At 71.3% G+C, this 22,237-nt stretch carries 17 protein-coding genes; 9 read left to right on the top strand and 8 right to left on the bottom strand.

Annotation, left to right across the window (positions count from 1 at the left end):
* Positions 1 to 4: 4 nt before the first annotated feature.
* The 7 genes from ACZ7MG_RS26495 to ACZ7MG_RS26465 all read right to left on the bottom strand — a co-directional run bounded on the left by ACZ7MG_RS26495 (position 5) and on the right by ACZ7MG_RS26465 (position 10,166).
* The gene (locus ACZ7MG_RS26495; RefSeq protein WP_471381057.1) at positions 5 to 2,203 is read right to left on the bottom strand and encodes a glycoside hydrolase family 97 protein; all 2,199 of its coding nucleotides are present in this window, start codon (positions 2,201 to 2,203) and stop codon (positions 5 to 7) included.
* A gap of 78 nt (positions 2,204 to 2,281) precedes the next feature.
* Positions 2,282 to 2,848 (bottom strand): hypothetical protein, encoded by a 567-nt coding sequence (locus tag ACZ7MG_RS26490; protein WP_471381055.1) that lies wholly within the window; start codon positions 2,846 to 2,848, stop codon positions 2,282 to 2,284.
* Positions 2,849 to 2,962: 114 nt separating this feature from the next.
* The gene (locus ACZ7MG_RS26485) at positions 2,963 to 3,763 is read right to left on the bottom strand and encodes an alpha/beta fold hydrolase (protein WP_471381054.1); all 801 of its coding nucleotides are present in this window, start codon (positions 3,761 to 3,763) and stop codon (positions 2,963 to 2,965) included.
* A 188-nt stretch (positions 3,764 to 3,951) separates the two neighbouring features.
* The gene (locus ACZ7MG_RS26480; protein ID WP_471381051.1) at positions 3,952 to 6,897 is read right to left on the bottom strand and encodes a Tat pathway signal sequence domain protein; all 2,946 of its coding nucleotides are present in this window, start codon (positions 6,895 to 6,897) and stop codon (positions 3,952 to 3,954) included.
* A 14-nt stretch (positions 6,898 to 6,911) separates the two neighbouring features.
* Positions 6,912 to 7,778, bottom strand: coding sequence for a carbohydrate ABC transporter permease (locus ACZ7MG_RS26475; RefSeq protein ID WP_471381050.1), 867 nt, complete (start codon positions 7,776 to 7,778; stop codon positions 6,912 to 6,914).
* On the bottom strand, positions 7,775 to 8,728 hold the full coding sequence (locus ACZ7MG_RS26470) for a carbohydrate ABC transporter permease (RefSeq protein ID WP_471381049.1): 954 nt from the start codon (positions 8,726 to 8,728) through the stop codon (positions 7,775 to 7,777). The genes ACZ7MG_RS26475 and ACZ7MG_RS26470 overlap by 4 nt, the downstream gene beginning before the upstream one ends.
* Before the next feature lie 109 nt (positions 8,729 to 8,837).
* Positions 8,838 to 10,166 (bottom strand): ABC transporter substrate-binding protein, encoded by a 1,329-nt coding sequence (locus ACZ7MG_RS26465; protein WP_471381047.1) that lies wholly within the window; start codon positions 10,164 to 10,166, stop codon positions 8,838 to 8,840.
* A gap of 311 nt (positions 10,167 to 10,477) precedes the next feature.
* On the opposite strand from ACZ7MG_RS26465, the gene ACZ7MG_RS26460 reads away from it, so the two are divergent.
* Together ACZ7MG_RS26460 and ACZ7MG_RS26455 are read left to right on the top strand one after the other, a co-directional pair.
* Positions 10,478 to 11,491, top strand: a complete 1,014-nt coding sequence (locus tag ACZ7MG_RS26460; RefSeq protein ID WP_471381045.1) for a hydroxyacid dehydrogenase — start codon at positions 10,478 to 10,480, stop codon at positions 11,489 to 11,491.
* A gap of 208 nt (positions 11,492 to 11,699) precedes the next feature.
* On the top strand, positions 11,700 to 11,915 hold the full coding sequence (locus tag ACZ7MG_RS26455) for a hypothetical protein (protein ID WP_471381043.1): 216 nt from the start codon (positions 11,700 to 11,702) through the stop codon (positions 11,913 to 11,915).
* A 120-nt stretch (positions 11,916 to 12,035) separates the two neighbouring features.
* Here ACZ7MG_RS26455 and ACZ7MG_RS26450 read toward each other — a convergent pair whose 3' ends face one another.
* Positions 12,036 to 12,875, bottom strand: coding sequence for an IclR family transcriptional regulator domain-containing protein (locus ACZ7MG_RS26450; RefSeq protein ID WP_471946159.1), 840 nt, complete (start codon positions 12,873 to 12,875; stop codon positions 12,036 to 12,038).
* Positions 12,876 to 12,969: 94 nt separating this feature from the next.
* On the opposite strand from ACZ7MG_RS26450, the gene ACZ7MG_RS26445 reads away from it, so the two are divergent.
* The 7 genes from ACZ7MG_RS26445 to ACZ7MG_RS26415 are packed head-to-tail and all read left to right on the top strand — an operon-like array spanning position 12,970 to position 22,217.
* A complete protein-coding gene (locus ACZ7MG_RS26445; RefSeq protein WP_471381038.1) occupies positions 12,970 to 15,057 on the top strand; it encodes an acetoacetate--CoA ligase in 2,088 nt (695 codons plus the stop codon).
* A 22-nt stretch (positions 15,058 to 15,079) separates the two neighbouring features.
* On the top strand, positions 15,080 to 16,900 hold the full coding sequence (locus ACZ7MG_RS26440) for a PEP-utilizing enzyme (protein WP_471381036.1): 1,821 nt from the start codon (positions 15,080 to 15,082) through the stop codon (positions 16,898 to 16,900).
* A gap of 28 nt (positions 16,901 to 16,928) precedes the next feature.
* Positions 16,929 to 18,044, top strand: coding sequence for a PEP/pyruvate-binding domain-containing protein (locus tag ACZ7MG_RS26435; RefSeq protein ID WP_471381033.1), 1,116 nt, complete (start codon positions 16,929 to 16,931; stop codon positions 18,042 to 18,044).
* Positions 18,041 to 18,541: an acetyl-CoA carboxylase biotin carboxyl carrier protein gene (locus ACZ7MG_RS26430; RefSeq protein ID WP_471381031.1), complete on the top strand. Its 501-nt coding sequence runs from the start codon at positions 18,041 to 18,043 to the stop codon at positions 18,539 to 18,541. The genes ACZ7MG_RS26435 and ACZ7MG_RS26430 overlap by 4 nt, the downstream gene beginning before the upstream one ends.
* Positions 18,538 to 19,902: an acetyl-CoA carboxylase biotin carboxylase subunit gene (locus ACZ7MG_RS26425; RefSeq protein ID WP_471381030.1), complete on the top strand. Its 1,365-nt coding sequence runs from the start codon at positions 18,538 to 18,540 to the stop codon at positions 19,900 to 19,902. The genes ACZ7MG_RS26430 and ACZ7MG_RS26425 overlap by 4 nt, the downstream gene beginning before the upstream one ends.
* Positions 19,895 to 21,370, top strand: a complete 1,476-nt coding sequence (locus ACZ7MG_RS26420; protein ID WP_471381028.1) for a biotin carboxyl carrier protein — start codon at positions 19,895 to 19,897, stop codon at positions 21,368 to 21,370. The genes ACZ7MG_RS26425 and ACZ7MG_RS26420 overlap by 8 nt, the downstream gene beginning before the upstream one ends.
* On the top strand, positions 21,351 to 22,217 hold the full coding sequence (locus ACZ7MG_RS26415) for an HAD-IIA family hydrolase (RefSeq protein WP_471381026.1): 867 nt from the start codon (positions 21,351 to 21,353) through the stop codon (positions 22,215 to 22,217). The genes ACZ7MG_RS26420 and ACZ7MG_RS26415 overlap by 20 nt, the downstream gene beginning before the upstream one ends.
* The last annotated feature ends 20 nt before the right edge of the window (positions 22,218 to 22,237 follow it).

Below are 22,237 nucleotides of genomic sequence, written 5' to 3'. Positions count from 1 at the left end.
GGCGTCAGGCGACGGCAACGACGACGGCGATGAAGCCGCCGAACGGGGCGGTGTGCACGGTGAACCGGTGGCCCTTCGCGGTGCTGTGGCGCAGGGTGCCGTCGGTGGCGGAGGTGTCGGCGAAGAGCCGGAGGGTGCCGCGGGAGCGGATGCCGAGGTCGCGGAGGTCGAAGGTGAGGGGGCGGGCGCGGCCGGTGGGCGGGGCGTAGTCGGCGGCGGCGGAGTCGAGGCCGGCCGACAGGGTGCGGGTCTCGCCGTTGACGCCGGCGATGTACCAGGTACGGCCCTTGCGGCGGGCGACGACGAGGTGGGTGCCGGGGTCGGCGTCCAGGAAGCGGGTCTCGTCCCAGGCGACCGGGACGCTGCTCAGCAGGTCACGGACCTCGCGCGCCTGGCCGAGGTAGGCCTCGGGGCTGTCGGCGAAGCCGTTGAAGCCGGACTGGTAGACGACGGTGAGCGCCAGTTCGTGTGCGTCGGTGGTGTGCCGGGGGCTCTCCGGTAGGGCGTACGGGGAGAGCAGGGTGGTGCCGTAGTCGAAGGCGCCGACGATGTTGCGGGAGAGGGCCGCGATGGTGGTCTGCTCGGGGATCTGGTCGGCGAGCGCCTTGGTGTTGGAGTAGTGCTCGCTGGCGATGCCGGCCTCGACCCCGAGGAGGTGCGGGTAGGTGCGGTCCCAGCCGCGCGGGATCGTGGTGTTGTGCAGCACGATGTGCAGCCGGTAGCGGCCCGCGTCCTCGATCACCTCGCGCTGCCAGGCGATGAGTTGCTGCTTGTCGGCCTCCCACATGTCGACCTTCACCCCGGCGACGCCGTGGTCGCGCAGCTTCTTGAAGTGGGCGCGGCGGGTGGCCGCGTCGGTCATCAGGTCGCGCGGGGTGCCGGTGCCGGTGTTGTTGGCGCCGCCGGAGTTGTGCCAGAGGAAGAGCTTGACGCCGCGTGCGTCGGCCTCGGCGACGATGCGCTCCAGCGGCACCCTGTTCCCGGCCGCGTCGGTCATCTGGTCCCAGCGGGCGTCGACGAGGGCGTAGGGCCAGCCCATCTCCTTGCCCAGGTCGAACCAGCGGATGCTCTGCTCCAGGCTCTTGGGGCTGTCGTGGTCCATCATCCAGCTGAACGTGGCCGCGCCCGGCCGGACCCAGGAGGTGTCGTCCAGGCGGCAGGGCACCCCGAGGTCGGTGGCGAGCGTCGTCTCCGCCACCCGCGCGGCGGTGCGGGCCACGGCCACGAAACGCCACGGGGTCTGCCATGCCCCGCTCACCCGCGGGGTGCCGGGGCCGAGGGTGCCGAGCGCCTCGTCGTCGTAGGGGAAGGCGATGGTGTACGTGACGTGGCCGGTCGCCGTGTCGACGACGGGCTGGGCGAGGTGGCAGGCCGGGTAGGCGCCGTCCATGCCGGACTCGCTCGACAGCACCCACCACTCCCGGCCGTCGCGGGCGGCGGTGCGGGCCAGCAGCGGGAAGGACGCGCCGCGCGGGGAGGCGGTGGCGTCGCCGAGTGCGGGGAGGGTGTGCCGGTCGCGGGGGACGTACCACTCCTGGTACTTGGGCTTCTGGACCGTGTACGGCAGCGTGAACTGCGCGCCGCCGTCGGCCGGGACGCGCAGGGTCAGACCGGTGGCCTCGGCGGCCACGGTGCGTGTGACGCCGTCACCGCGGTCGGGGAAGCGGTAGCGGAAGGCCGCGCCCTCGTCGTCGGCGCGCAGCACGATGTCCATGGGCAGGCCCTTGGCGTTGCGCAGCGACACCACCCGCTCGGTCGTCCTCTTGTGGACGCGGGAGACCTTGCCCTGGAGCAGTGCGTAGTCGACGGTGACCGTTCTCGCGCGGCCCCGGTCGGCGAGGGTGAGGCGTGCGGTGAAGTCCGCGTCGTCCAGGGCGAGTCCGAGCGGGCTGGGCGGGACGACCTCCACGTGGTCGACGGCGACCGTGTACGTCACGGCTCCGGCCTTCAGCCGCAGGGCGACCTCGACGCGGCCGTCCGGGGAGGTGACCGTCACCGCCCCGCCGCCGTCGTGCGCTCCGGTGGCCCGGGTGGCGGCCTGCGCGGTCGTCGCCGTCAGCGGCCCCGCGACGGTCGCGGCGGCGGCCCCCACGGCTCCGGCCGCGATGACGGACCTTCTGGACGGCCGGGACGGCTCAGAGGTCTCGGCCGGCTCGGACGGCTCGGAGGGCTCGGACGGCTTGGCGAGGTGAGCGCTGCCCATGGGTTTCTCCTGTTTTCACGGTTGCTGCAGCGCATATCGTGCGTCCCCGTGCCGGAACCCGAGCGGTCACCGAGGTGATCAGGACATGTAGGCCAGAAGGCCGATCTCCGGTGCCAGCGCTCCGGGCTGCCCGAGGGACCGGAAGTCGTCCTCGACCTCGGCCAGGTCGAGGACGCCCGCGCGCACCGCCTGGTACCGGACGAGCGACCACAGGAAGACATCCAGGTTGTCGTACTGGGTGTCTTCCTCGATGACCTGCTCCTCGTGGAACCACACGGCGACCCGGCCGCTGGTGAGGACGACGAAGTAGTTGCCGGAGCCGTCGGCGCCGAGGGACCACACGTCGTCGTCGGAGAGTTCCGTCTCGTAGTCGGTGTCGAGGATCGTCTCGTCGTTCTCCGCGAAGTCGAAGGCGTACGACCACGCGTCGATGTCGAGGAACCGCGCCAGCGCACCCGAGCGGACTTTGCGGTCGAAACCGGCCAGCGCGGTGGCGGCGGCGGGCGGGAGCCTGGCGAGGAACGGCTCCACGGATCGGGTGTCGGCGGGGATCTCGACGCGCGGCTCGTCGGGGAACCAGCGCGCCAGATCGGCGTCCAGGTCGCGGTCCACATAGCCGGTCAACTGCTCGACGGTGAGAGGCATGCGGCGAGGCTAGCCGAGCGAGGTGCGCAGAGAACGCCCAGCTCAGCGATTACGTGTGCGCGTACGTACTTCCACGCACACGTCCTTGCACGCACACGTCCTTCCGCACACACGTCAGCCGGACGTCTCCCCGGCCGCCCAGTCGCCGATGAGCCGGATCGTGCGGTCGACTCGCTCCTCGTGGAGATAGTGGCCGGTGTGCGGCCAGTACTCGACACGTGAGCCGGGCACCCGCAGCGTGCCGCGCTCCCACTGGGCGGCCTCCTCGAACGTCCACACCGTCAGCGCCGGTTGCGGACGGCGGAGCAGATACTCCTCGCTGTGCGGGCGGGCGCCCACCGCGCCGGGGTCGGTGTACATGCCCGCGTAGGCCTGGGCGATCACATGGTCCGGTGTGCCGAGGACGGTGCGCAGATGCGCCGTACGAAGTCCGGGCGGGGCCTGGGCGGAGAAGGCGCCGGCCACGAAGGCGGCGGCGGCGCGGGCGCCGTGCTCCCGGTACTCGGCGAGACGGGCGGGGATCTTCGCGACCTCGGCCTCGTGCGCGCCGTGCGCGGGGTCGAGGGCGACGACCGACCGCACGGCCTCCGGGTGGCGGACGGCGAGCAGGTTGACGACCTGGACGCCCATGGAGTGGCCGACGGCGACGACCGGCCCGACGCCCAGGGAGTCGAGCAGCGCGGCCAGGTCCTCCGCCATCTCCGCCGGGGTGTTGCCCTCGTCCGGCACCTCGGAGCGGCCGTGGCCCCGCAGATCGGGGACGAGGACCCGGAACCGGTCGGCCAGCGCCTCGGCATGGGGCGACCACTCCCGCCCGTCCCCGCCCCAGCCGTGCACCAGCAGCACCCCCGGGGCGGCGTCGGGTCCGAGTGAGGTGCAGAAGAGGCGGATACGGCCGAGGTCGCGCAGTGTCATGAGGGGCTCCGATCACCGGGGATGCGCACTCCCGGGTACCACTCGAAGGCGGAGGCGGCGATCAGGACGGGGTTGTGGATCACGAAGAACTCCGCTGAGTGAACGGTCGGATGATGAACAACAGGGCGCCGGTGCGGTCCCCCGTGCCGCACCGGCGCCCCGGGTCGGGCGCCCGCGGTCCCGGCCGGTCAGCGGCCCCGGTACAGCACCAGCGTGCTCAGTGGTCCGAGTCTGGGCCGCTGTCCGGCGCCGATCGTGCGGCCGGTGGCGAGGTCGCGGGCGGGGCCGAAGTCCTGCCGGGCGGGCAGGGTGAACGTCTTGTCGGTGGTGGTGTTCATGGCGATCAGATAGTCGCCGTACGCGCAGAGGTAGAAGGGCGCGCGGCCGACGAGCATGGTCTCCACGCCGTCGAAGTGGACGCCGAGGGTGGGGTCGGGGATGTCGTCCGGGACCGGGGCGAGGCGGTAGACGTCGCCCTCCTGCGACTGGTGCAGGGTGTCCCCCGGCGGCGGGAAGCCGCCCGGCGGGAGGTGTCCGGCACCGGGGTCGTTGATGGCGTAGTCCCAGAGGATCCAGTCGCGTGCCGTGAACGTCTCGTCGGTGGTGCCGGCGGAGCGCTGCCGGACGGTCGCCGAGCGTTGGTCCACGGGCGTGAGGTGGTGCACGCGCGCGTAGTCGTTGACGCCCTGCCGGGACCGCCAGTACAGGGACGCGAACAACAGTTCCTCGCCGTTCTTGACGGCCACACAGCCGTTCTCCTCGTCGGCGAAGACGAAGTCGGGCCGCTCCCAGGCCGTGGGGATCCGGGCCGGGCGGTCGGCGAGGGCCTGGAAGGCGTCCCAGTCGCGGGAGACCAGGCGCAGCGCGGCGAGGCCGACGCGGGTCCAGGAGTGGTGGACGAGCAGGTCGAGCTGGCGGTAGAACTGGCCGTCGTCCACCATCTCCTGGGTCCAGCCGACGATGTCGGGGTCGTGGAAGACGGCGGCGGACATCACGGGGTTGGAGTCCCAGGCGGTGCGGGAGGCGTAGGCGATCTCGCCGGGGTAGACCTCGTTGCGCCAGCCGATGACGGTTTCGATACGGGAGACACGGGCGCCGGTCTCGTCGACGTCGACCACCCGGAACCGGCCGCGCGCCTTGATGATCTTGACCATCTGTTCGCGCAGTTCGGGCGCCTCCCGGGCGTCGTGGCCGCGGGTGACGGACTCGTACATCATGACCAGCCAGTCGATGACCTCGCCGTAGCTGCCGACATAGCCCAGTTCGCGGGTCAGACCGGCCCGGGTGACCTGGTGGTAGGTCTCGCCGAGCGGCTTGGTCGGGTTGCCGTCCTTGTCCTCGCGGCCGAGGTAGGGCTTCATGCCGAGCGACTGGTACATGTAGTCGCGGGCCCGGTCCTCCGGCAGCGCGAGGTCCGGGTCGAGGAGCCGCAGGCCCCGGTTGGCCTGGTAGAGGCCGATGGCGCAGATCTGGGACTGGTTGGTGTAGTGCGGGAAGTGCTGCCGCCAGTAGTCCCGGCTCGACCTGAGCATGTCGGTGTAGGCGGCGCGGCGCACCGGCTGCTGGGTGATGGAGGTGCTCTTCGGCGGGGTGACGGTCAGATCGTCGAACCAGGCGGTGCCGGGACCCGACAGCCGCAGATGGAACTCCATCTGGGTGGCACCGGCCGGGGTCTCCAGGTCGAGGGAGACGTACTCCCAGTCATGGGTGCCCGTGGTCGCGAACTTCTTGTGGTCGCTGCCGACGAGTTTGCCGTTCGCGTCGAAGAACAGCGGGTCGATGTGCGCGCCCAGGCCGGTGACGCCGTCGGTCCTGATCCAGGCCCCGTAGGTGTAAGTGCCCGTGGTTATACGGGTCTTGGGGCTGGAGTAGGTGTACATGTTGCCGCCGGCGGCGGGCACCTGGAGCTTCAGGGAGGCGGAGCCGGTGCGGTGGACCGTGGTGTCCCGGGTCCAGGTGGCGCCGGAGGTCTGTCCCCAGCCGGGCGCCAGCCAGCCCATGGGGGTCTCGTCGCCCTCCTCGAAGCCGGGGTTGGTGATCTCGTACGGGGAGCCGGTGACCCTCTGGTCGAGGCGGTCGCCGAGGTGTTCCCAGAGCAGGGCGAGGACCAGGCCGACGCGGCCGAAGCCCTGCCACTGCTGGTCGGAGCCGGTGAGCACGGAGGCGTCGGCCTTCCAGGCCGTGTAGCGGCTGTCGATGGCCCGCAGCACCCGGTCGAGGGCGGCCGGCTTGTGGTACGCGGGGCTGCCGGACCAGAGGTAGCCCTCGGCGAGGGACTGGAAGGCCCAGGCGTCCATGCCGGCCGGGTTGGCGGTGGTGAGGTAGTTCTTCTGGTCCTTCGCGACACGGGCGCGCACGGCCTCCAGCACCTCGGCGCCCTCGACCGTGCGGGGCTTGAACTCGGGTGCGGGTCCCTGCCGTTCACCCTTCGGCGGGATGAAGTACGGCTCGGTGTGGGTGTAGATCCGGTAGATGCCGCGCGAGGGCGTCGTCATCGTCCGGTACAGCTGCTCGGGGTTCTGGCCGTACGACCAGATGCGCCCCATGGCGCGGATCTCCAGCGTCACCTTCTTCTTGCCCGCGGTCATGCGCTCCGGCAGCGGCAGTGTGTGGAAGAAGAAGCGGCCCGGGGTGCGCGGCGCGGTGTCGAGGATGTCGAGGCTGTCGACGGCGCCCTCGTCCTGGTAGCCGACCTGGAGGCCGTCCACGAAGAGCTGGAGCCGCCACATGTTCGTGCCGGAGCCGGCCTGTTCGGAGGTGGTGTCGTGGTCGTCGCCCCACAGGCGGACCGTGACATAGGTCGTGTCGGTCGGGCTGACGGCGACGTCGAACGTGAGGGTGCCGCCCCAGTAGCTCGCCGGTTCGGTGGGGTTGAGGACACGGGCGCTCTGGCCGAGGCCGCCGGTGACGGTGTCGGAGAGGGTGGCGGTGAGCTGGTGCGCGGCCTCGGACTCGGTGTCGCCGAAGACGACGAGGTCCAGGGGCTCGCAGACGGCCTTCCGGGCGGCCTCGGGGCTGCCGGTGGCCGGTGACGCGGCGGCGGGCCGGGAGGTCAGCATCCCGAGGCCGGCGGCGGCGACGCCGGTGGTCCCGGCGTACTTGAGCACTTCACGTCTTCTGGGGGCGTGGGACACGGCTCTGTTCCTTCTTACTTGAGGCTGCCCATGAGAATTCCGCTGCGCCAGTACTTCTGGAGCGTGAACATGAAGACCGCGAGCGGGACGATCGACAGCAGGGACCCGGTGAGGACGAGGGTGTTCATGTCACGGGCGGTCTGTGCCTGCTGGAGCCAGGAGTACAGGCCCAGGGTCACCGGGAAGGTGCGCTCGCCGTTGAGCATGAACAGAGGGAGGAAGAAGTTGTTCCAGATGTTGATGAACTCGAGCATGAAGATGGTGATGCCGCCGGTGCGCATCAGCGGCAGCGCGATCGAGACGAAGACCCGCAGATCGCTCGCGCCGTCGATCCGGGCCGCCTCCATCAGCTCGGTGGGCACCGAACTGTCGGCGTACACCTTGCCGAGGTAGACCCCGAACGGGTTGATGAAGTACGGGATGAGCACCGACCAGATGGTGTTGGTGATGCCGATCTCGGAGAACACCAGATACAGCGGGAAGGCCAGCAGCGTGCTCGGCAGCAGCGAGGCGCCGACGATGACGGCGAAGGCCACGCCCCGGCCCCGGAAGTCGAACTTCGACAGTCCGTACCCGGCGGCGAGCGAGACGAGGGTGGAGCCGGCCGCGCCGAGGGTGGAGTAGAGGACGGAGTTGCCCAGCCAGCGCAGGAACACCCCGTCGTGGTAGGTCGCGATGGCGTGCAGGTTGTCGCCGAGGTGGTTGGAGGAGAACCACAGGCCGAAGGTGGAGTAGAGGTCGGTCTGGTCCTTGGTCGCGGAGACGATCAGGAACCAGGTCGGGGCGAGCGAGTAGAGCAGGAAGACCACCAGCAGGCCGGTGGTGAGCACCACCGCACGGCGGGAGGGGCGGACGCCGCCCCCGGAAGCGACACTGCTCATGACATCTTCCTGTTCGTGGCGCGGTAGAAGACGAAGGCGAGGATGCCGGTGACGACAGCGAGGACCAGGGACTCGGCGGCGGCGTACTGGTAGTCGCCGACCTTGAAGGCCTTGTCGTAGATCTCCATCATCGGTGTGAAGTCGGTGTTGATGGACTCCGGTGCGATCTGCCGCATGATCAGCGGCTCGCCGAACAGCTGGAGCCGGCTGATCAGGGAGAACATGCCGGTCAGCACCAGGATCCCGGTGATGTTCGGGATCTTGATGGACCAGGCGATCCGCCACTCCTTCGCCCCGTCCAGCCGGGCCGCCTCGTACAGCTCGCGGGGCAGTGCCTGCAGTGAGGCGGAGATCAGGATCATGTTGAAGCCGATGCCCTGCCAGGTGAGCAGATTGCCCAGCGAGAGATAGGTGTTGAGGCCGCCGAAGAAGGAGATCTCCGCGCCCGCACGCTCCGCGAGGTCCAGCAGCGGGCTGCCCGTCGGGCTGTAGAGGAACAGCCACATCAGGGTGGAGACCACGGCCGGGATGACGTACGGGATGAGCAGGGCGGCGCGGAAGAAGCGCACCGCGCGGGCGGCGACGCCGTCAAGCAGGAGGGCGAGCAGCAGGGCGATGCCGAGCATCACGGTGATCTGTGCCGCGCCGAACAGCAGGGTGCGGCCCATGCTCGCCCAGAACGCGCTGTCACTCAGCACCGAGGCGAAGTTGGCGAAGCCGGTGTAGACGACCCGGGTGGGGCCGAAGCCTAGGCCGCTGCTCTTCTTCTCGTGCAGGCTCTGGCTGAAGGCGTAGCCGATCGGCACGACATAGGTGGCGAGGAAGCCCAGCAGGAAGGGGAGCATGAACAGCAGTCCCTTGTAGGCTCCCCGCCTCCCGGCCCGGCGGGGGGAGGGCCGCCGGGCCGGGGAGTCGGTCACGGCCTTCGCCGGTCGCGTCAGGGTGGACACGGGTGTCTCCAATGTCTCCGGGTGAGGGTGGGTCGACGGGCCGGGGAGCAGCGGGGTGCGGCCCCTGTGAAGCGGAGCGGGGCGTGACCGCTCCGCTCCCCGGTCGGCGTCAGCTGCCCGCGACGGCCTTGACGCCCTTGCCGTTGAGGTCGTCGACGGTCCACTTCTCGATGCTCTTGAGCATCTCCGCGACCGTGAGTTCCTTCTTCATGACCTTGCCCCACTGCTTCTGCATCTCGGAGTACATGGCCGCGTAGTTGGGGCCGTACTGCCACTGGTCGCCGACCCGGGAGGCGGCGTCGGTGATGACCTTGGCGCTGTCGGACTTCCCGTTGAACATCTCGGTGGGGATGATCTTGTCGACGTACGGGGTGACGTCCGGGACGGCCGGGAAGAGACCGGACTTGGAGGCGGGGTCGGTGAGTGTGGTCAGCGACTCCTCGCTGCTGGACAGCCAGGAGGCGAACTCGGCGGCGCGGTCGGGGTACTCGCAGCCCTTGAGGACGGCCAGGACGTCGAAGTTGGAGGAGGTCCGCGGCTCGGCGGTGTCGAAGACGGGGGCGTCCGCGAGCTGCCACTGGCCCTTGGACTTGGGGAAGTTGGTGTCGTAGATCGGCAGTTGCCAGGTCGACGTCGTCATCGCGATGGTCGTGCCGAGGTCCCAGGTCTTGAAGACGCCCGGGTCGGCGTAGGAGGCGTTGGAGGCGAGGTCGCCGTCGACCAGCCGCTGGACGATGTCACCGGCCTTCAGCGCCTCGGGCGAGGTGAAGTCGACGACCCAGTGGTCGCCCTCGACCTTGTACCACTGGGCGCCGGCCTGCCAGGACAGGTCGACCAGGGTGCTCGGGTCCTCACCGGCCATGTTGAAGATCTTGACCTTCTTGTTCTCCTTCTGGGCCTTCTCACCGGCCTTGATGAGGTCGCCCCAGGTCTTCGGCGCCTCGATGCCGTACTTCTCGAACAGGTCCGCGCGGTAGGCGGTGAACAGCGGTGAGGAGCCCATCGGGATGCCGAAGGTGGTGCCGCCGGGGCTGACCGCGTTCCACGCGGCGGCCGTGTACTTGTCCTTGTACGGCGCGGCGACCTTGGTGACATCGGTGAGCAGGCCGTCGGCGGCGAAGTTCGCCAGGTTCATCCCGTCCATCTTCGACAGACAGGGCGCGGTGCCGGCGTTCACCGCGGCCCGCAGCTTCTGGTACGCCGTCTCGCCCGCGGGGTTGACGAACGTGACCTGGGTGTCGGGGTGGGCCTTGTTCCACACCTTGGTCTGGGCCTCGATGCCGTCGGTCCAGCTCCAGAACTCCAGGGTGACCTTGCCCTTGGTGGCCTTCGTGGCGGAGTCGGAGTCGGAGTCGCCACCCCCGCAGGCGGCCAGCAGAAGGGACAGAGACGCTGCTGCGGCGGCCGAGGCGAGGGCTCTGGCACGGAACTGGGACATCGGTCCTCCACGGACGGAACAGGACGGCGCATGGGGTGGGGGAACCGGCGCGGTCGGGGCAGTAACCGGTTGTTGTGGACCGTAGGACGCGAGCGGCCGAATCCACAAGAGGCGAGGCCGGTTTGTTTCGTCGTACTTTCAACAGCGTTACCGGCAGACCTCCATCTACCTGCATCTTTCTTATCGATGTCACTTTCGGTTGACAGATGGACTACAAAGAATGACGACCGATCGAACGTTGACCTGCGCGTCAGCGACTCTCTAGCTTGGTAACCGTTTACTTCCCTTTTCCCCTGTCCAGCAGGAGCGCCATGCCCCCGCACTCGCTTCCCCGTGCCGTCTTCGCCATGAACCCGGTGCATCTGCCGGAGCTGTTCCCACCGCCACTCCTGAACCGGTTGCGGCAGGTCGTGACGGTCGATCCCGGACTCGTCGTCCAGGACTTCGCCGACCCGGCGGCGGCCTCCGCGCTGGCCCGCGCCGAGGTGCTGATCACCGGCTGGGGCTGTCCGCGCGTCGACGCGGAGGTTCTGGACGCGGCGCCCCGGTTGCGGACCGTGCTGCACGCGGCCGGCAGTGTGCGCGGGCTCGTCGGCGACGCGGTGTGGGAGCGGGGCCTCACCGTCTCCAGCGCCGTCCGGGCCAACGCGCTGCCCGTGGCCGAGTACGCGCTCGCGGCGATCCTGTTCGCCGGCAAGGACGCCTTCGGGCTCCGCGAACGCTTCCGGGCCGAGCGGGTGTATCCCGCGCCGGACGCGTACACGGCGGTCGGCAACCTCGGCCGGCGGGTCGGGATCATCGGCGCGTCACGCGTGGGCCGCCGCGTGCTGGAACTGCTGCGCCCCTTCGACCTGGCGGTCAGCCTGTACGACCCCTACGTGGACGCGACCGAGGCGGCGGCGCTCGGCGCGGTGCCCCTCCCCCTCGACGACCTGCTGCGCACCAGCGACATCGTCAGCGTGCACGCCCCCGACACACCGGAGACCCACCGGATGCTCAGCCGCGACCGGCTGGCCCTCATCCCCGACGGCGGGGTACTGATCAACACCTCGCGCGGTGCCCTGGTGGACCACGAGGCGCTCACCGCCGAACTGGTCGGCGGCCGGATCGGCGCGGTGCTCGACGTCACCGAACCGGAGCCGCTGCCCGCCGACTCCCCTCTCTACCGCCTCCCCAACGTCTTCCTCACCCCGCACATCGCGGGCTCCCTCGGCAACGAACTGGCCCGCCTCGGCGGCACCGTCGTGGAGGAACTGGAACGACTCGCGGCCGGACTGCCGCTGTCGCACGGGGTGCGCCGGGGGGAGCTGACGATCAGCGCGTGAGCGGGGACGCGGGCGCGGTCACGCCACGGGACCCTGCGACCAGCGAGCCCCCGCGGTCGAAGCGCCCCGATGGCCGGCGACCCCCGAGGCCGGTGCCCCCGCGCCCGGTGGCGGCCCGCCGACCCCGCCCGGGGCTCGACCGCCTGCGGCTCGCGGCCGGACTGCCGCTGTCGCACGGGGTGCGCCGGGGGGAGCTGACGATCAGCGCGTGAGCGCGGACGCGGGCGCGGTCATGCCACGGGACCCCGCGGCCGGCGAGCCCCCACAGTCGAAGAGCCCCGATGGCCGGCGACCCCCGAGGCCGGTGCTCCCGCGCCCGGTGGCGGCCCACCGGCCCCGCCCGGGGCTCGACCGCCTGCGGCTCGCGGCCGGACTGCCGCTGTCGCACGGGGTGCGGCGGGGGGAGCTGACGATCAGCGCGTGAGCGCGGGCGCGGGCGCGGTCATGCCGCGGGACCCTGCGGCCGGCGAGACCCTACGGCCGGCGAGCCCCCGCGCCCGGTGCCGGCCCGCCGACCCCGCCCGGGGCCCGCCCGCCGCAGCGGTCAGCCGTCCGTACCCGGCGCGCCCAGTCCCCGCGGGGCCGCTGCCACCACCCGTTCCTCGATGCGGTGCACCGCCGACCGCAGCTCGTCCAGATGGCGGCGTACGACCTCCTGCGCGGACATGAGCGACTTTCGCCAGGTCACGTTGACGCACCCCAGGACCTCGCCGTGCACCCGGATCGGGACGGCGATCGAGTTGCGGCCGTCGAAGTCGTACTCGGGTGCGCGCACGCTGTAGCCGCGGGACCGGGTGGTCGTCAGCAGTTGGCGCAGCCACTTCGGGTCGTGGGCGTACTGGTTGCCGGGGACGTCGTGGTCGCGAAGGCGCCGCAGGACCGCTTCCCGTTCCCGCTCGGGGCAGAAGGCGATGTACGCCCGGCCCGAGGCGCCGAGCAGCATATGGGAGCGGAAGCCGATGGGGGCGACCGGGACGACCTCGTCGAAGTAGGCCTTCGGGCTGTTGGTGTCGATGGTCTCCATGTAGTCCAGCCGCGGCACGGTCAGCACGGAGGGCCACATCACGCGTTCGCACAGCTCCTCCAGGACCTGCGACGCCAGTTCGCCGAGCCACTCGGCGTCGTCGTACGGGGCGCGCTGCGGTCGCAGGCTGGCGATGAACGCGCCGTCGGCGAGGCGCTGCCACACCAGCCCCTGCTGGTTGCAGGTGTGCAGGATGCGGAGCAGGGTGGCCTTGGGGATGCCGGTGACCTGGTGCAGGTCGTGCAGGCTCGCGGCACGCATCTCCTGGAGGGTCCGCAGCACCCGCAGACCGCGCTCCAGCGAACTGATCGTCTTCACCTGGTAGTCCCGCACCGGACCAGCTCCCACCTGCGCAGACACCGACTGGATTTCACCACGTGAAAAGTTAGCAGCCGATGGTTGCCCGGTCCAGGGCCGGTCGTGGACCGTTCGTTCCGTGACGCGAGGAGGCGACATGGACGTCGAGGCGACAGCGGGCTCCGAGGCCCCCGGGGCCCGGGCGGGCACGGCCGGGCCGGTCGCGGTGGCCGAGGGCGAGCTGCTGTGGGCCCCTGGCCCGCAGCGGGTCGCCGACGCGCGTCTGACGCACTTCGGGGAGTGGCTGGCCCGCGAGCGCGGGCGGCGGTTCGACGGCTATGACGAGCTGTGGCGCTGGTCGGTCACCGACCTGCCGGGGTTCTGGGGCGCGCTGTGGGAGTACTTCGACGTCCGGTCCACGACCCCGTACTCCGAGGTGCTCGGCAGCCGGGCCATGCCGGGCGCCCAGTGGTTCCCCGGCGCCCGGCTCAACTACGCCGAGCACGTCCTGCGCCATGAACGCCCCGGCACCGACGCCCTGTTGTACTGCTCGGAGGGCTCCGCTCCGGCCGGGCTGCGGTGGGAGGTGTTCGCGGGGCGGGTGCGCGTCCTGGCGACCCGGCTGCGGGCGCTCGGGGTGCGTCCCGGCGACCGGGTCTGCGGTTATCTGCCGAACGTGCCGGAGACCGCGATCGCGATGCTGGCCACGACGGCGATCGGCGCGGTGTGGGCGAGCGCCTCCCCCGACTTCGGGTCGCGGGGTGTGGTGGACCGTTTCAGCCAGCTGCGGCCGAAGGTCCTGTTCTGTGTGGACGGCTACCGCTACGGCGGGAAGACCTTCGACCGGCGCGCGGAGGCCCGGCTCGTCGCCGAGGCCCTGCCGGGCCTGGAGCACGTCATCCACCTTCCGGCCGTCGCACACGGCGGGGCACGAACCGCCGCCGACGGCGGACAACCCTGGACCGACCTGCTGTGGGACGAGGTGCTCGCCCATCCGCCCGTGGCCGCCGAGGACTTCACCTTCGAGCACGTTCCCTTCGACCACCCGCTGTGGGTGCTCTTCTCGTCCGGTACGACGGGGCTGCCCAAGGCGATCGTGCACGGCCACGGCGGCATCCTGCTGGAGCAGCTGAAGCTGCAGACCTTCCACATGGACCTGCGCGAGGGCGACCGCCCGCTGTTCTTCACCACCACCGGCTGGATGATGTGGAACTTCCTGATCAGCTCCCTGCTGGTCGGTGCCTGCCCGGTGCTGTACGACGGGAACCCGGCCCATCCGGAGCCGGACCTGCTGTGGCGGATCGCCCAGGACACGCGGGCCACGTTCTTCGGTGCCAGCCCGGCCTATGTCGACCTGATGGGCAGGGCCGGCATCGTGCCCGGCGAGCGGTACGACCTGTCCGCGCTGCGCACGGTCATGCCGGCCGGTTCGCCGGTGTCGCCGCAGTGCACCGCCTGGTTCCACCGCAACGTCAAAGCCGATGTGTGGGTGGCCACCGGCAGCGGCGGCACGGACTGCTGCACCGGCTTCGTCGGCGGGGTGCCCACGCTGCCCGTGTACGCCGGTGAGATGCAGGCCCGTTCGCTGGGCGTCGCCGCGTACGCCTACGACGAGAGCGGTCGCGAAGTCGTCGACGAGGTCGGCGAGTTGGTGATCACGGAGCCGCTGCCGTCGATGCCGGTGACGTTCTGGGGCCCGGACGGCGACGAACGGTACCGCCGCTCGTACTTCGGGGACTTCTCCGGGGTGTGGCGGCACGGCGACTTCTTCAAGGTCAACGCGCGCGGCGGCTGCTTCGTGCTCGGCCGCTCCGACGCCACGCTCAACCGGCAGGGGGTGCGTATCGGCACCGCCGAGATCTACCGGGTGGTGGAGGCGCTGGACCAGGTCGACACGGCGCTGGTCGTCAGCCTCGACCTGCCGGACGAGAAGTTCTTCATGCCGCTGTTCGTCGCCCTCAAGGAGGGCGTGGCGCTGGATGCCGGGATCGAGGACACGATCCGCGGCCGGCTGCGCCAGGAGTACAGCCCCCGGCACGTGCCGGACCGGATCGTCCAGGTCCCGGCCGTCCCGACCACCCTGACCGGCAAGAAGCTGGAGATCCCGGCGCGCAGGATCTTGCTCGGCACCCCCGTCGAGCAGGCGGCCGACCGCAGCACGGTCGCCGACCCACGCGCGCTCGACGCCCTCGCCGAGTACGCCCGTACCCAACGCGACTACCCCCTGGCCACCACCGCCGTCTGAGCCGCACACCCTGGAGAGCACCGTGAACGATGCGAGACCCGACTCCCGTTTCCCTCTTCCCTCGGAGCTGACCGCCGTGGCGGGCGCCGAGGACTGGGCGTCGATGTACCCGTACTACACCCGGTTCCAGCCCGAGGACGACGGGCGGTTCTGGTTCTACAACGCGATGCACTTCCCGGAGCCGATGCCCGCGTTCGACGCCGTCACGGCGGAGACGCCGTACACCGCTCTGGGCGCCAACACGGCCCGGATGTTCGTCTTCCCCACCACGCTCGGCATCGAGCACCGCATCGTCAACGGCCGGGTCTACATCACCGCCAACCCGGTGACCGACCCGGCGGAGGTACAGCGCAGGCTCGCGGAGTTCAGTGAGCGGGCGGGCTACTACTACGAGAACTGGGACGAGCTGTACCAGGGGTGGGTCACCCGGATCACCGGCCTGATCGACGAGGTGCGGCGGATCGAGGTGCCCCGGCTGCCGGAGTTCGAGGACCCGGAGGTCGTGTTCGAGGCCAGGGGCGTGGCCCAGAACCACTATGTGCGCGAGAACTACCACCGGCTCATGGACCTGTACTCCAAGATGTGGCACCACCACTCGGAGTTCCTGATGCTGGGCTACGGCGCCTATGTGGTGTTCTTCGAGTTTTGCAAGAAGTCGTTCCCGGAGATCCCCGACCAGGACGTGGCCCGGATGGTCGCGGGCATCGACGTGATCCTCTACCGCCCCGACGACGAGCTGAAGAAGCTGGCGCGCCTGGCCGTGGAGCATGGCGTCGACGACCTGTTCGTGGAGGGCTGCGACCCGGAGAAGGTACTGGCCGCGCTCGGCGCGCGCGGTGCCGGCGGCCGGAGCTGGCTACGGGCCATGGACGAGGCCCGCGAGCCGTGGTTCAACATGTCGACCGGCGCCGGTTTCTACCACCATCACCGCAGCTGGAACGACGATCTGACGGTGCCGTTCGCGGCGCTGCCCGGCTATGTCGACCAGGCGCGGCGCGGCGCACTCCTCGACCGTCCCACGGAACAGCTCACGGCGGAGCGGGAACGTATCGCGCGGGAGTACCGCTCCCTGCTGGCGGGAGAGGAGGAGCGGGCCGCCTTCGACCAGATGCTCGAACTGGCCCGGGTGGTGTTCCCGTTCGTGGAGGACCACAACTTCTACTGCGAGCACCACTTCACCACGAAGTTCTACGGGAAGGTCCGCGAGTTCGGTGAACTGCTGCGCTCCCAGGGGGTGTTGGCCGACGCCGAGGACATCTTCCAGCTGAACCACACCGAGGTCGGGCAGGCCCTGACCGATGTGATGCTCGCCTGGGCGGCCGGCAGCAGGCCGGTGGGGTCGGCCCGGGTGCGGGCCGTGGTGACCGAACGCCGGCGGATGCTGGAGGCCCTCGCGGGCTGGTCGCCGCCGCCCGCGCTGGGTCCCGTCCCCGAGGCGCTCAACGACCCGGCGGTGCGCATGCTGTGGGGCATCACCGCGGAGACGATCCAGGCCTGGTCGGCACCGGCCGAGGCCGGCGACCACGAGGTGCGCGGGTTCGCCGCCTCGCCGGGTGTGGTCGAGGGACCCGCCCGGGTACTGCTGAGCGCCAACGACATCGGCCAGGTACGGGCGGGCGAGGTGCTGGTCTGTCCGGTGACCGCGCCCAGCTGGGGGCCCGTCTTCGGCAAGATCGCGGCGGCCGTCTCGGACATCGGCGGCACCATGTCGCACGCGGCGATCGTGGCCCGCGAGTACGGGCTGCCCGCCGTCGTCGGCACGGGCCACGCCACCAAGCGGATCACCACGGGGCAACGGCTGCGGGTGGACGGCGACCGCGGCATCGTCACCCTTCTCGACTGACCCCCTCGACCACGCAGGGAGCACCACGATGAACACCTCACCGTTCGTCCGCCGGTTCGCGGATCTGCGGCTCACCGACCGGCCCTCCGTCGGCGGCAAGGGCGCGAGCCTCGGCGAACTCACCTTCGCCGGGGCGCCCGTACCGCCCGGCTATGTCGTGACCACCGCCGCCTTCGAGGCCTTCCTCGGCGCCCTCGACCCGGACGGCGGGATCCGCGCCGGGGTCGAGGCCCTGGACGCCGAGGACACCGAGGCGATCGCCCGCGCGACCGCGCCGGTCCGGGAGCGCGTCGAAGCGGCCGAGCTGCCGGCGGAGGTGGCGGCGGCGATCCGGGGCCACTACCGGGACCTGGACAGCGAGTCCGACACTCCCGGGGAGCCCGCCCCCGTCGCCGTACGGTCCAGTGCCACCAGCGAGGACGCGGAGGACGCCTCCTTCGCCGGACTCCAGGACACCTATCTGTGGGTGCGCGGCGGGGACTCCCTCGTCGAGCACGTCCGCCGCTGCTGGGCCAGCCTCTACAGCGTGGAGTCGGTGAGTTACCGGCGCCGCCTCGGCCTGCCGGAGCACGACCTCGCGATGGCCGTCGTCGTCCAGCGCATGATCGACCCGCGCTGCGCCGGGGTCCTGTTCACCCGCAGCCCGCTCACCGGCGACCGTTCCGTGGTCGCCCTCGAAGGGTCCTGGGGGCTGGGGTCGGCGCTCGTCGGCGGCGATGTGACACCCGACAAGTACGTGGTCGGCAAGGTCACCGGGGAGATCAGCTCCCGCACGGTGTCGACGAAGCTGCGACAGCACCGGATGGACCCGAGCGGGTCCGGGGTGGTGGAGGAGGACGTCCCGGAGTACCTCCAGGACGAGCCCTGCCTCTCCGACGACGAGATCCACGAGCTGGTACGGATCGCCCGCCAGGTCGAGTCCCATTACGGCAGTCCGCAGGACATCGAGTGGGCCATCTCCCGCAACCTCGTCCCCGGCCACAACGTGTTCCTGCTCCAGAGCCGCCCCGAGACCGTGTGGGCGCAGCGCGAGAAGGCACCGAAGGCGGCGCCCAAGGCAAGGGCGTTCGACCATGTGCTGTCCCTGCTGGGCGGCACCGGCGCGGGCCCGGGGCCCGGCGGCAGCGGCGGAGGCACCCCGTGAGCCTCAGCGGCGAGGACGTCCAGGACATCCTGCGGATCATCGACGACATGGACGTCGACCGCCTCCGGCTGCGCACCGGCCGGTTCGAACTGTCGCTGCGCCGTGCGGACGACGGCGCGTGGACGCAGTCGACCCGCACCACCGCCGAACCGGTGCTGGTCGACCGTGAGCCGCCGGAGCGGCCGGCGGACGGGGGCGGGACCGCCGCGGACGGGCCGCGGGTGTCCGCCCGCGAGGGCCTGGCTGAGGTGCGTACGCCGTTGCCGGGTGCCTTCTACCGGGCGCCGAAGCCGGGTGCGCCGCCCTTCGTGGAGATCGGGGACGAGGTCACCGAGACCACCGTGGTCGGGATCGTCGAAACGATGAAGCTGATGAACTCCGTCTACGCGGGGGCGGCCGGAACGGTGGCGGACATCGCGTCGGCGGACGGTGGATTCGTCGAGCAGGGAGCCGTGTTGATGTACGTCGACACGGCCGCGGCGGGGGCGGCGCCGTGATCCTGCGACGTGTGCTGATCGCCAACCGGGGCGAGATCGCCCTACGGATCCTGCGGACCTGCCGACGGCTGGGCATCGAGTCGGTGCTCGCCGCCTCCGACGCCGATCTCGCCTCGGTGCCCGCCCGCCTGGCCGACCGGGTGGTCCGCCTCGGGCCTCCCCCGCCGTCGGCGAGCTATCTCGACGTGGACGCCGTCCTCGCGGCGGCGAGGGCGGCAGGGGCCGACGCCATCCACCCCGGCTACGGATTCCTCTCCGAGAACCAGCGGCTCGCCCGGGCCTGCGCGGACGCGGGCATCGTGTTCATCGGTCCCACGGTCGAACAACTCGCCGCTGTGGGCGACAAGTTGGAGGCCCGCAGGCACGCCATCGCGGCCGGGCTCCCGGTGGTGCCCGGCGGACCGCTCGACGACGCCGGGAACGCCGAGCGCCTCGCCGCCGAGATCGGCTTCCCCCTCCTCGTCAAGGCCGTGGGCGGCGGTGGCGGCCGGGGCATGAAGCAGGTGCACGACCCCGCCGCGCTGACCGCCACCATCGACCTCGCCATGGCGGAGGCGGGCGCCGCCTTCGGCGACCCCCGGGTCTACCTCGAACGGTTCGTCGCGACCGGCCGCCACGTGGAGGTCCAGCTCCTCGCGGACGGCGAGAACGTCGTCCACCTGGGCACCCGGGACTGCTCCGTGCAGCGCCGCTACCAGAAGCTCATCGAGGAGGCGCCCGCGCCCGCCCTCGACCCGGCACTGCGCGCGGAGATGCACCGGGCGGCGGTGGCCCTCGGCAAACATCTGGAGTACCGGGGCCTGGGCACGGTCGAGTTCCTGGTCGACGTCGACCGGGGCACCTTCTACTTCCTGGAGATGAACGCCCGGATCCAGGTCGAGCACCCGGTCACCGAGGCCATCACCGGCCTGGACCTCGTCGCCGAGCAACTCGCCGTCGCCGAGGGCCGGCCGCTCTCCTTCGGCCAGGCGGACGTCTCGTTCGCCGGGCACGCCGTGGAGTGCCGGATCAACGCCGAGGACTGGGCCGACGACTTCCGGCCGAGCCCCGGGACGGTCGCCGACGCGGTCTGGCCGCTCGGTGACGGCATCCGGATCGACACCCACCTCCAGGCCGGCGCCACCGTACCGCCGTACTACGACTCCCTGCTGGCGAAACTGATCGTCCACGGCCGGGACCGGGACGAGGCGCTGGCCCGGCTGTGCGGCGCCCTCGCCCGGTGCGCGGTCGACGGGGTCGCCACCAACATCCCGATGCACCAGGAGGTGGTCGCGGAGGCCGAGTTCGCCGAGGGCGGCGTGGACACCGCTTGGTTCACCCGCTTCCTGCGGGACCGTCCGGCAGGAGGCACCCATGGCTGACATCCAGCTCGTCGACGTATCGCTGCGCGACGGCAACCAGAGCCTGTGGAGCGCCACCGGACTGGACACCGGCAAGATCCTGCAGATCGCCCCCGTCCTGGACCGGGTCGGCTTCCGGGCCCTCGACTACACCTCCAGCACCCATATGGGCATGGCGGTGCGCACCCACCGCGAGGATCCCTGGGAACGCATCCGGCTCACCCACCGGGCCATGCCGAACACCCCGTTGCAGTTCATCGGCACCGGACTGCGCTTCATCTCCTGGGAGGTCGCCCACCCGGAGTTCATGCAGCTCGTCTACGACCGGCTGGTGGCCAACGGCGTCACCCGGTACGTCGTGCTCGACCCCATGCACGACATGGACGCCGTACGCGAGTCCGCGCGGATGATCCGCGCCGCCGGTGCCACGGAGATCGTCGGAGCGCTCACCTACACCGTCAGCGATGTGCACGACGACGCCCACTACGGCGCCCTCGCCGCCGAGATGGCCGTCTGCCCGGACATCGACCGCGTCTACATCAAGGACCCCGGCGGTCTGCTGACCACGGAACGCGCGACCACCCTGGTCCCGGCCGTCGTCCGCCGGCTCGCCGGCAAACCGCTGGAACTGCACTCCCACTGCACGATCGGACTCCCCGGTCTGACCTATCTCCGCGCCGCCGACCTGGGGGTGGAGGCACTACAGGTGGCCTGCGGGGCGCTCGCGGGCGGGACCTCGCTGCCCGACGCCCAGCAAGTGGTGGCCAACCTGCGGGAGTTCGGCCACACCGTGGACCTCGACGACCGGCTGCTCGGCGTGGTCGCGGACTACTTCCACCGGATGGCCGGGGCGGAGGGGCTCCCGGTCGGCGGTCCCCGGGACTTCGACGCCGCGTTCATGCGCCACCAGGTGGCCGGCGGCGTGATGACGACGCTGCGCCGCCAGCTCGACGAACTGGGCTTCGGCGACCGCTTCGACGCGGTCATCGAGGAGGTGACCCGGGTCCGCGCCGAGCTGGGCCACCCCATCATGGTCACCCCCTTCCCGCAGATGGTCTGCACCCAGGCCCTGTACAACGTGGTCGGCGCCGAGCGCTACGCGAACGTCTCCGACCAGGTGATCCGGTATGTGCAGGGCACCTTCGGCAGGCCGACCGGCCCCGTGGACCCGGACATCGCCGACCGCATCCTGGCCCGGCCCCGGGCCCGGGAACTCGCCGCGGAGCCGCCCCCGCCCACCCTCGCCGAACTGCGCGGCCGTTTCCCGCGCGGCATCAGTGACGAGGAACTGCTGCTGCGGGCCACGATGCCCGCCGAGCAGGTGGACGCCATGGTGGCGGCCGGTCCGGCCCGGCGGCACTACAACCCCGGGGTGAAGCCGGTGCTGGACCTGCTGCGCGGTCTCCGCGACCGCCCGGCGACACCCGAACTGATCCTGGAACGGCCCGACTTCCGACTGGAGCTGCACCGTGACCGCCGACCCGACTGACGAGACCGCCGACCGGGTGACCGCCCGCCTGAGCGACATCGGCGGCATCGTCTTCGACCTGGACGGCACCCTCGTCCTGGGCGACCGACGCAACCACGGGCTCACGCCCCTCCCCGGAGCGCTGGAACTCACCGCCACGCTCACCGCGCGCGGCGTCCCCTGGCTCACCTTCACCAACGGCACCACCCGTACCCCGGAGGCGTACGCGCGGACCCTGCGCCGGATCGGCTTCGACCTGCCCGACGAGGCGGTGCTCACCCCCGCCACCAGCGCCGTCGACCACTTCCTGGCCGAGGGGCACCGCAGTGCGGTGGTGCTGGGCGGCGAGGGACTCAGGGAACCGCTGCGCCGAGCCGGCATCGAGATCGTCGAGCCCCGGGGGAAGCCGGAGGCGGACGCCGTACTGGCGGGCTGGTACCGGGAGTTCACCATGGACGACCTGGAGGCGGCCTCCCATGCCGTCCTCGGCGGGGCCGCCCTGTACAGCTGCTCGCAGTCGGTGTACTTCGCCACCGCCGAGGGCAGGGCCCTGGGCACCTCCCGGGTCCTCTGCGCCATGATCCGCAGTGTCACGGGGGTCGCCGAACAGGTCGTGGGCAAACCGTCGTCGATCGCGCTGTCCTGCGCCGCCGGGCGGCTGGGCGCGGCCCCACCGGATCTCGCCGTCGTCGGGGACGATCCGGAGCTGGAGATGGCGATGGCCCGTGCCGCCGGGGCCCTCGCGATCGCGGTGACCACCGGCATCCACCCGGCGGACGATTACACCGGTCTCCCGCCGGAGCGGCGCCCGCACCTCACCCTGGGCGGCCTCGGCGAACTGCTCACCCTCCTGCCCACGCCGGCCTGACCGCGGGGCATGATCGGGGC

The organism is Streptomyces sp. NPDC107538 (assembly GCF_055657445.1).
Note: the sequence above shows the minus strand (reverse complement) of the source record. Positions and strands in the feature narration are given on the sequence as shown.

Excerpts from the sequence above, each read along its gene's own strand:
- ACZ7MG_RS26495 (WP_471381057.1), bottom strand. The coding sequence starts at position 2,203 with ATGGGCAGCGCTCACCTCGCCAAGCCGTCCGAGCCCTCCGAGCCGTCC.
- ACZ7MG_RS26490 (WP_471381055.1), bottom strand. The coding sequence starts at position 2,848 with ATGCCTCTCACCGTCGAGCAGTTGACCGGCTATGTGGACCGCGACCTG.
- ACZ7MG_RS26485 (WP_471381054.1), bottom strand. The coding sequence starts at position 3,763 with ATGACACTGCGCGACCTCGGCCGTATCCGCCTCTTCTGCACCTCACTC.
- ACZ7MG_RS26475 (WP_471381050.1), bottom strand. The coding sequence starts at position 7,778 with ATGAGCAGTGTCGCTTCCGGGGGCGGCGTCCGCCCCTCCCGCCGTGCG.
- ACZ7MG_RS26465 (WP_471381047.1), bottom strand. The coding sequence starts at position 10,166 with ATGTCCCAGTTCCGTGCCAGAGCCCTCGCCTCGGCCGCCGCAGCAGCG.
- ACZ7MG_RS26460 (WP_471381045.1), top strand. The coding sequence starts at position 10,478 with ATGCCCCCGCACTCGCTTCCCCGTGCCGTCTTCGCCATGAACCCGGTG.
- ACZ7MG_RS26445 (WP_471381038.1), top strand. The coding sequence starts at position 12,970 with ATGGACGTCGAGGCGACAGCGGGCTCCGAGGCCCCCGGGGCCCGGGCG.
- ACZ7MG_RS26435 (WP_471381033.1), top strand. The coding sequence starts at position 16,929 with ATGAACACCTCACCGTTCGTCCGCCGGTTCGCGGATCTGCGGCTCACC.
- ACZ7MG_RS26420 (WP_471381028.1), top strand. The coding sequence starts at position 19,895 with ATGGCTGACATCCAGCTCGTCGACGTATCGCTGCGCGACGGCAACCAG.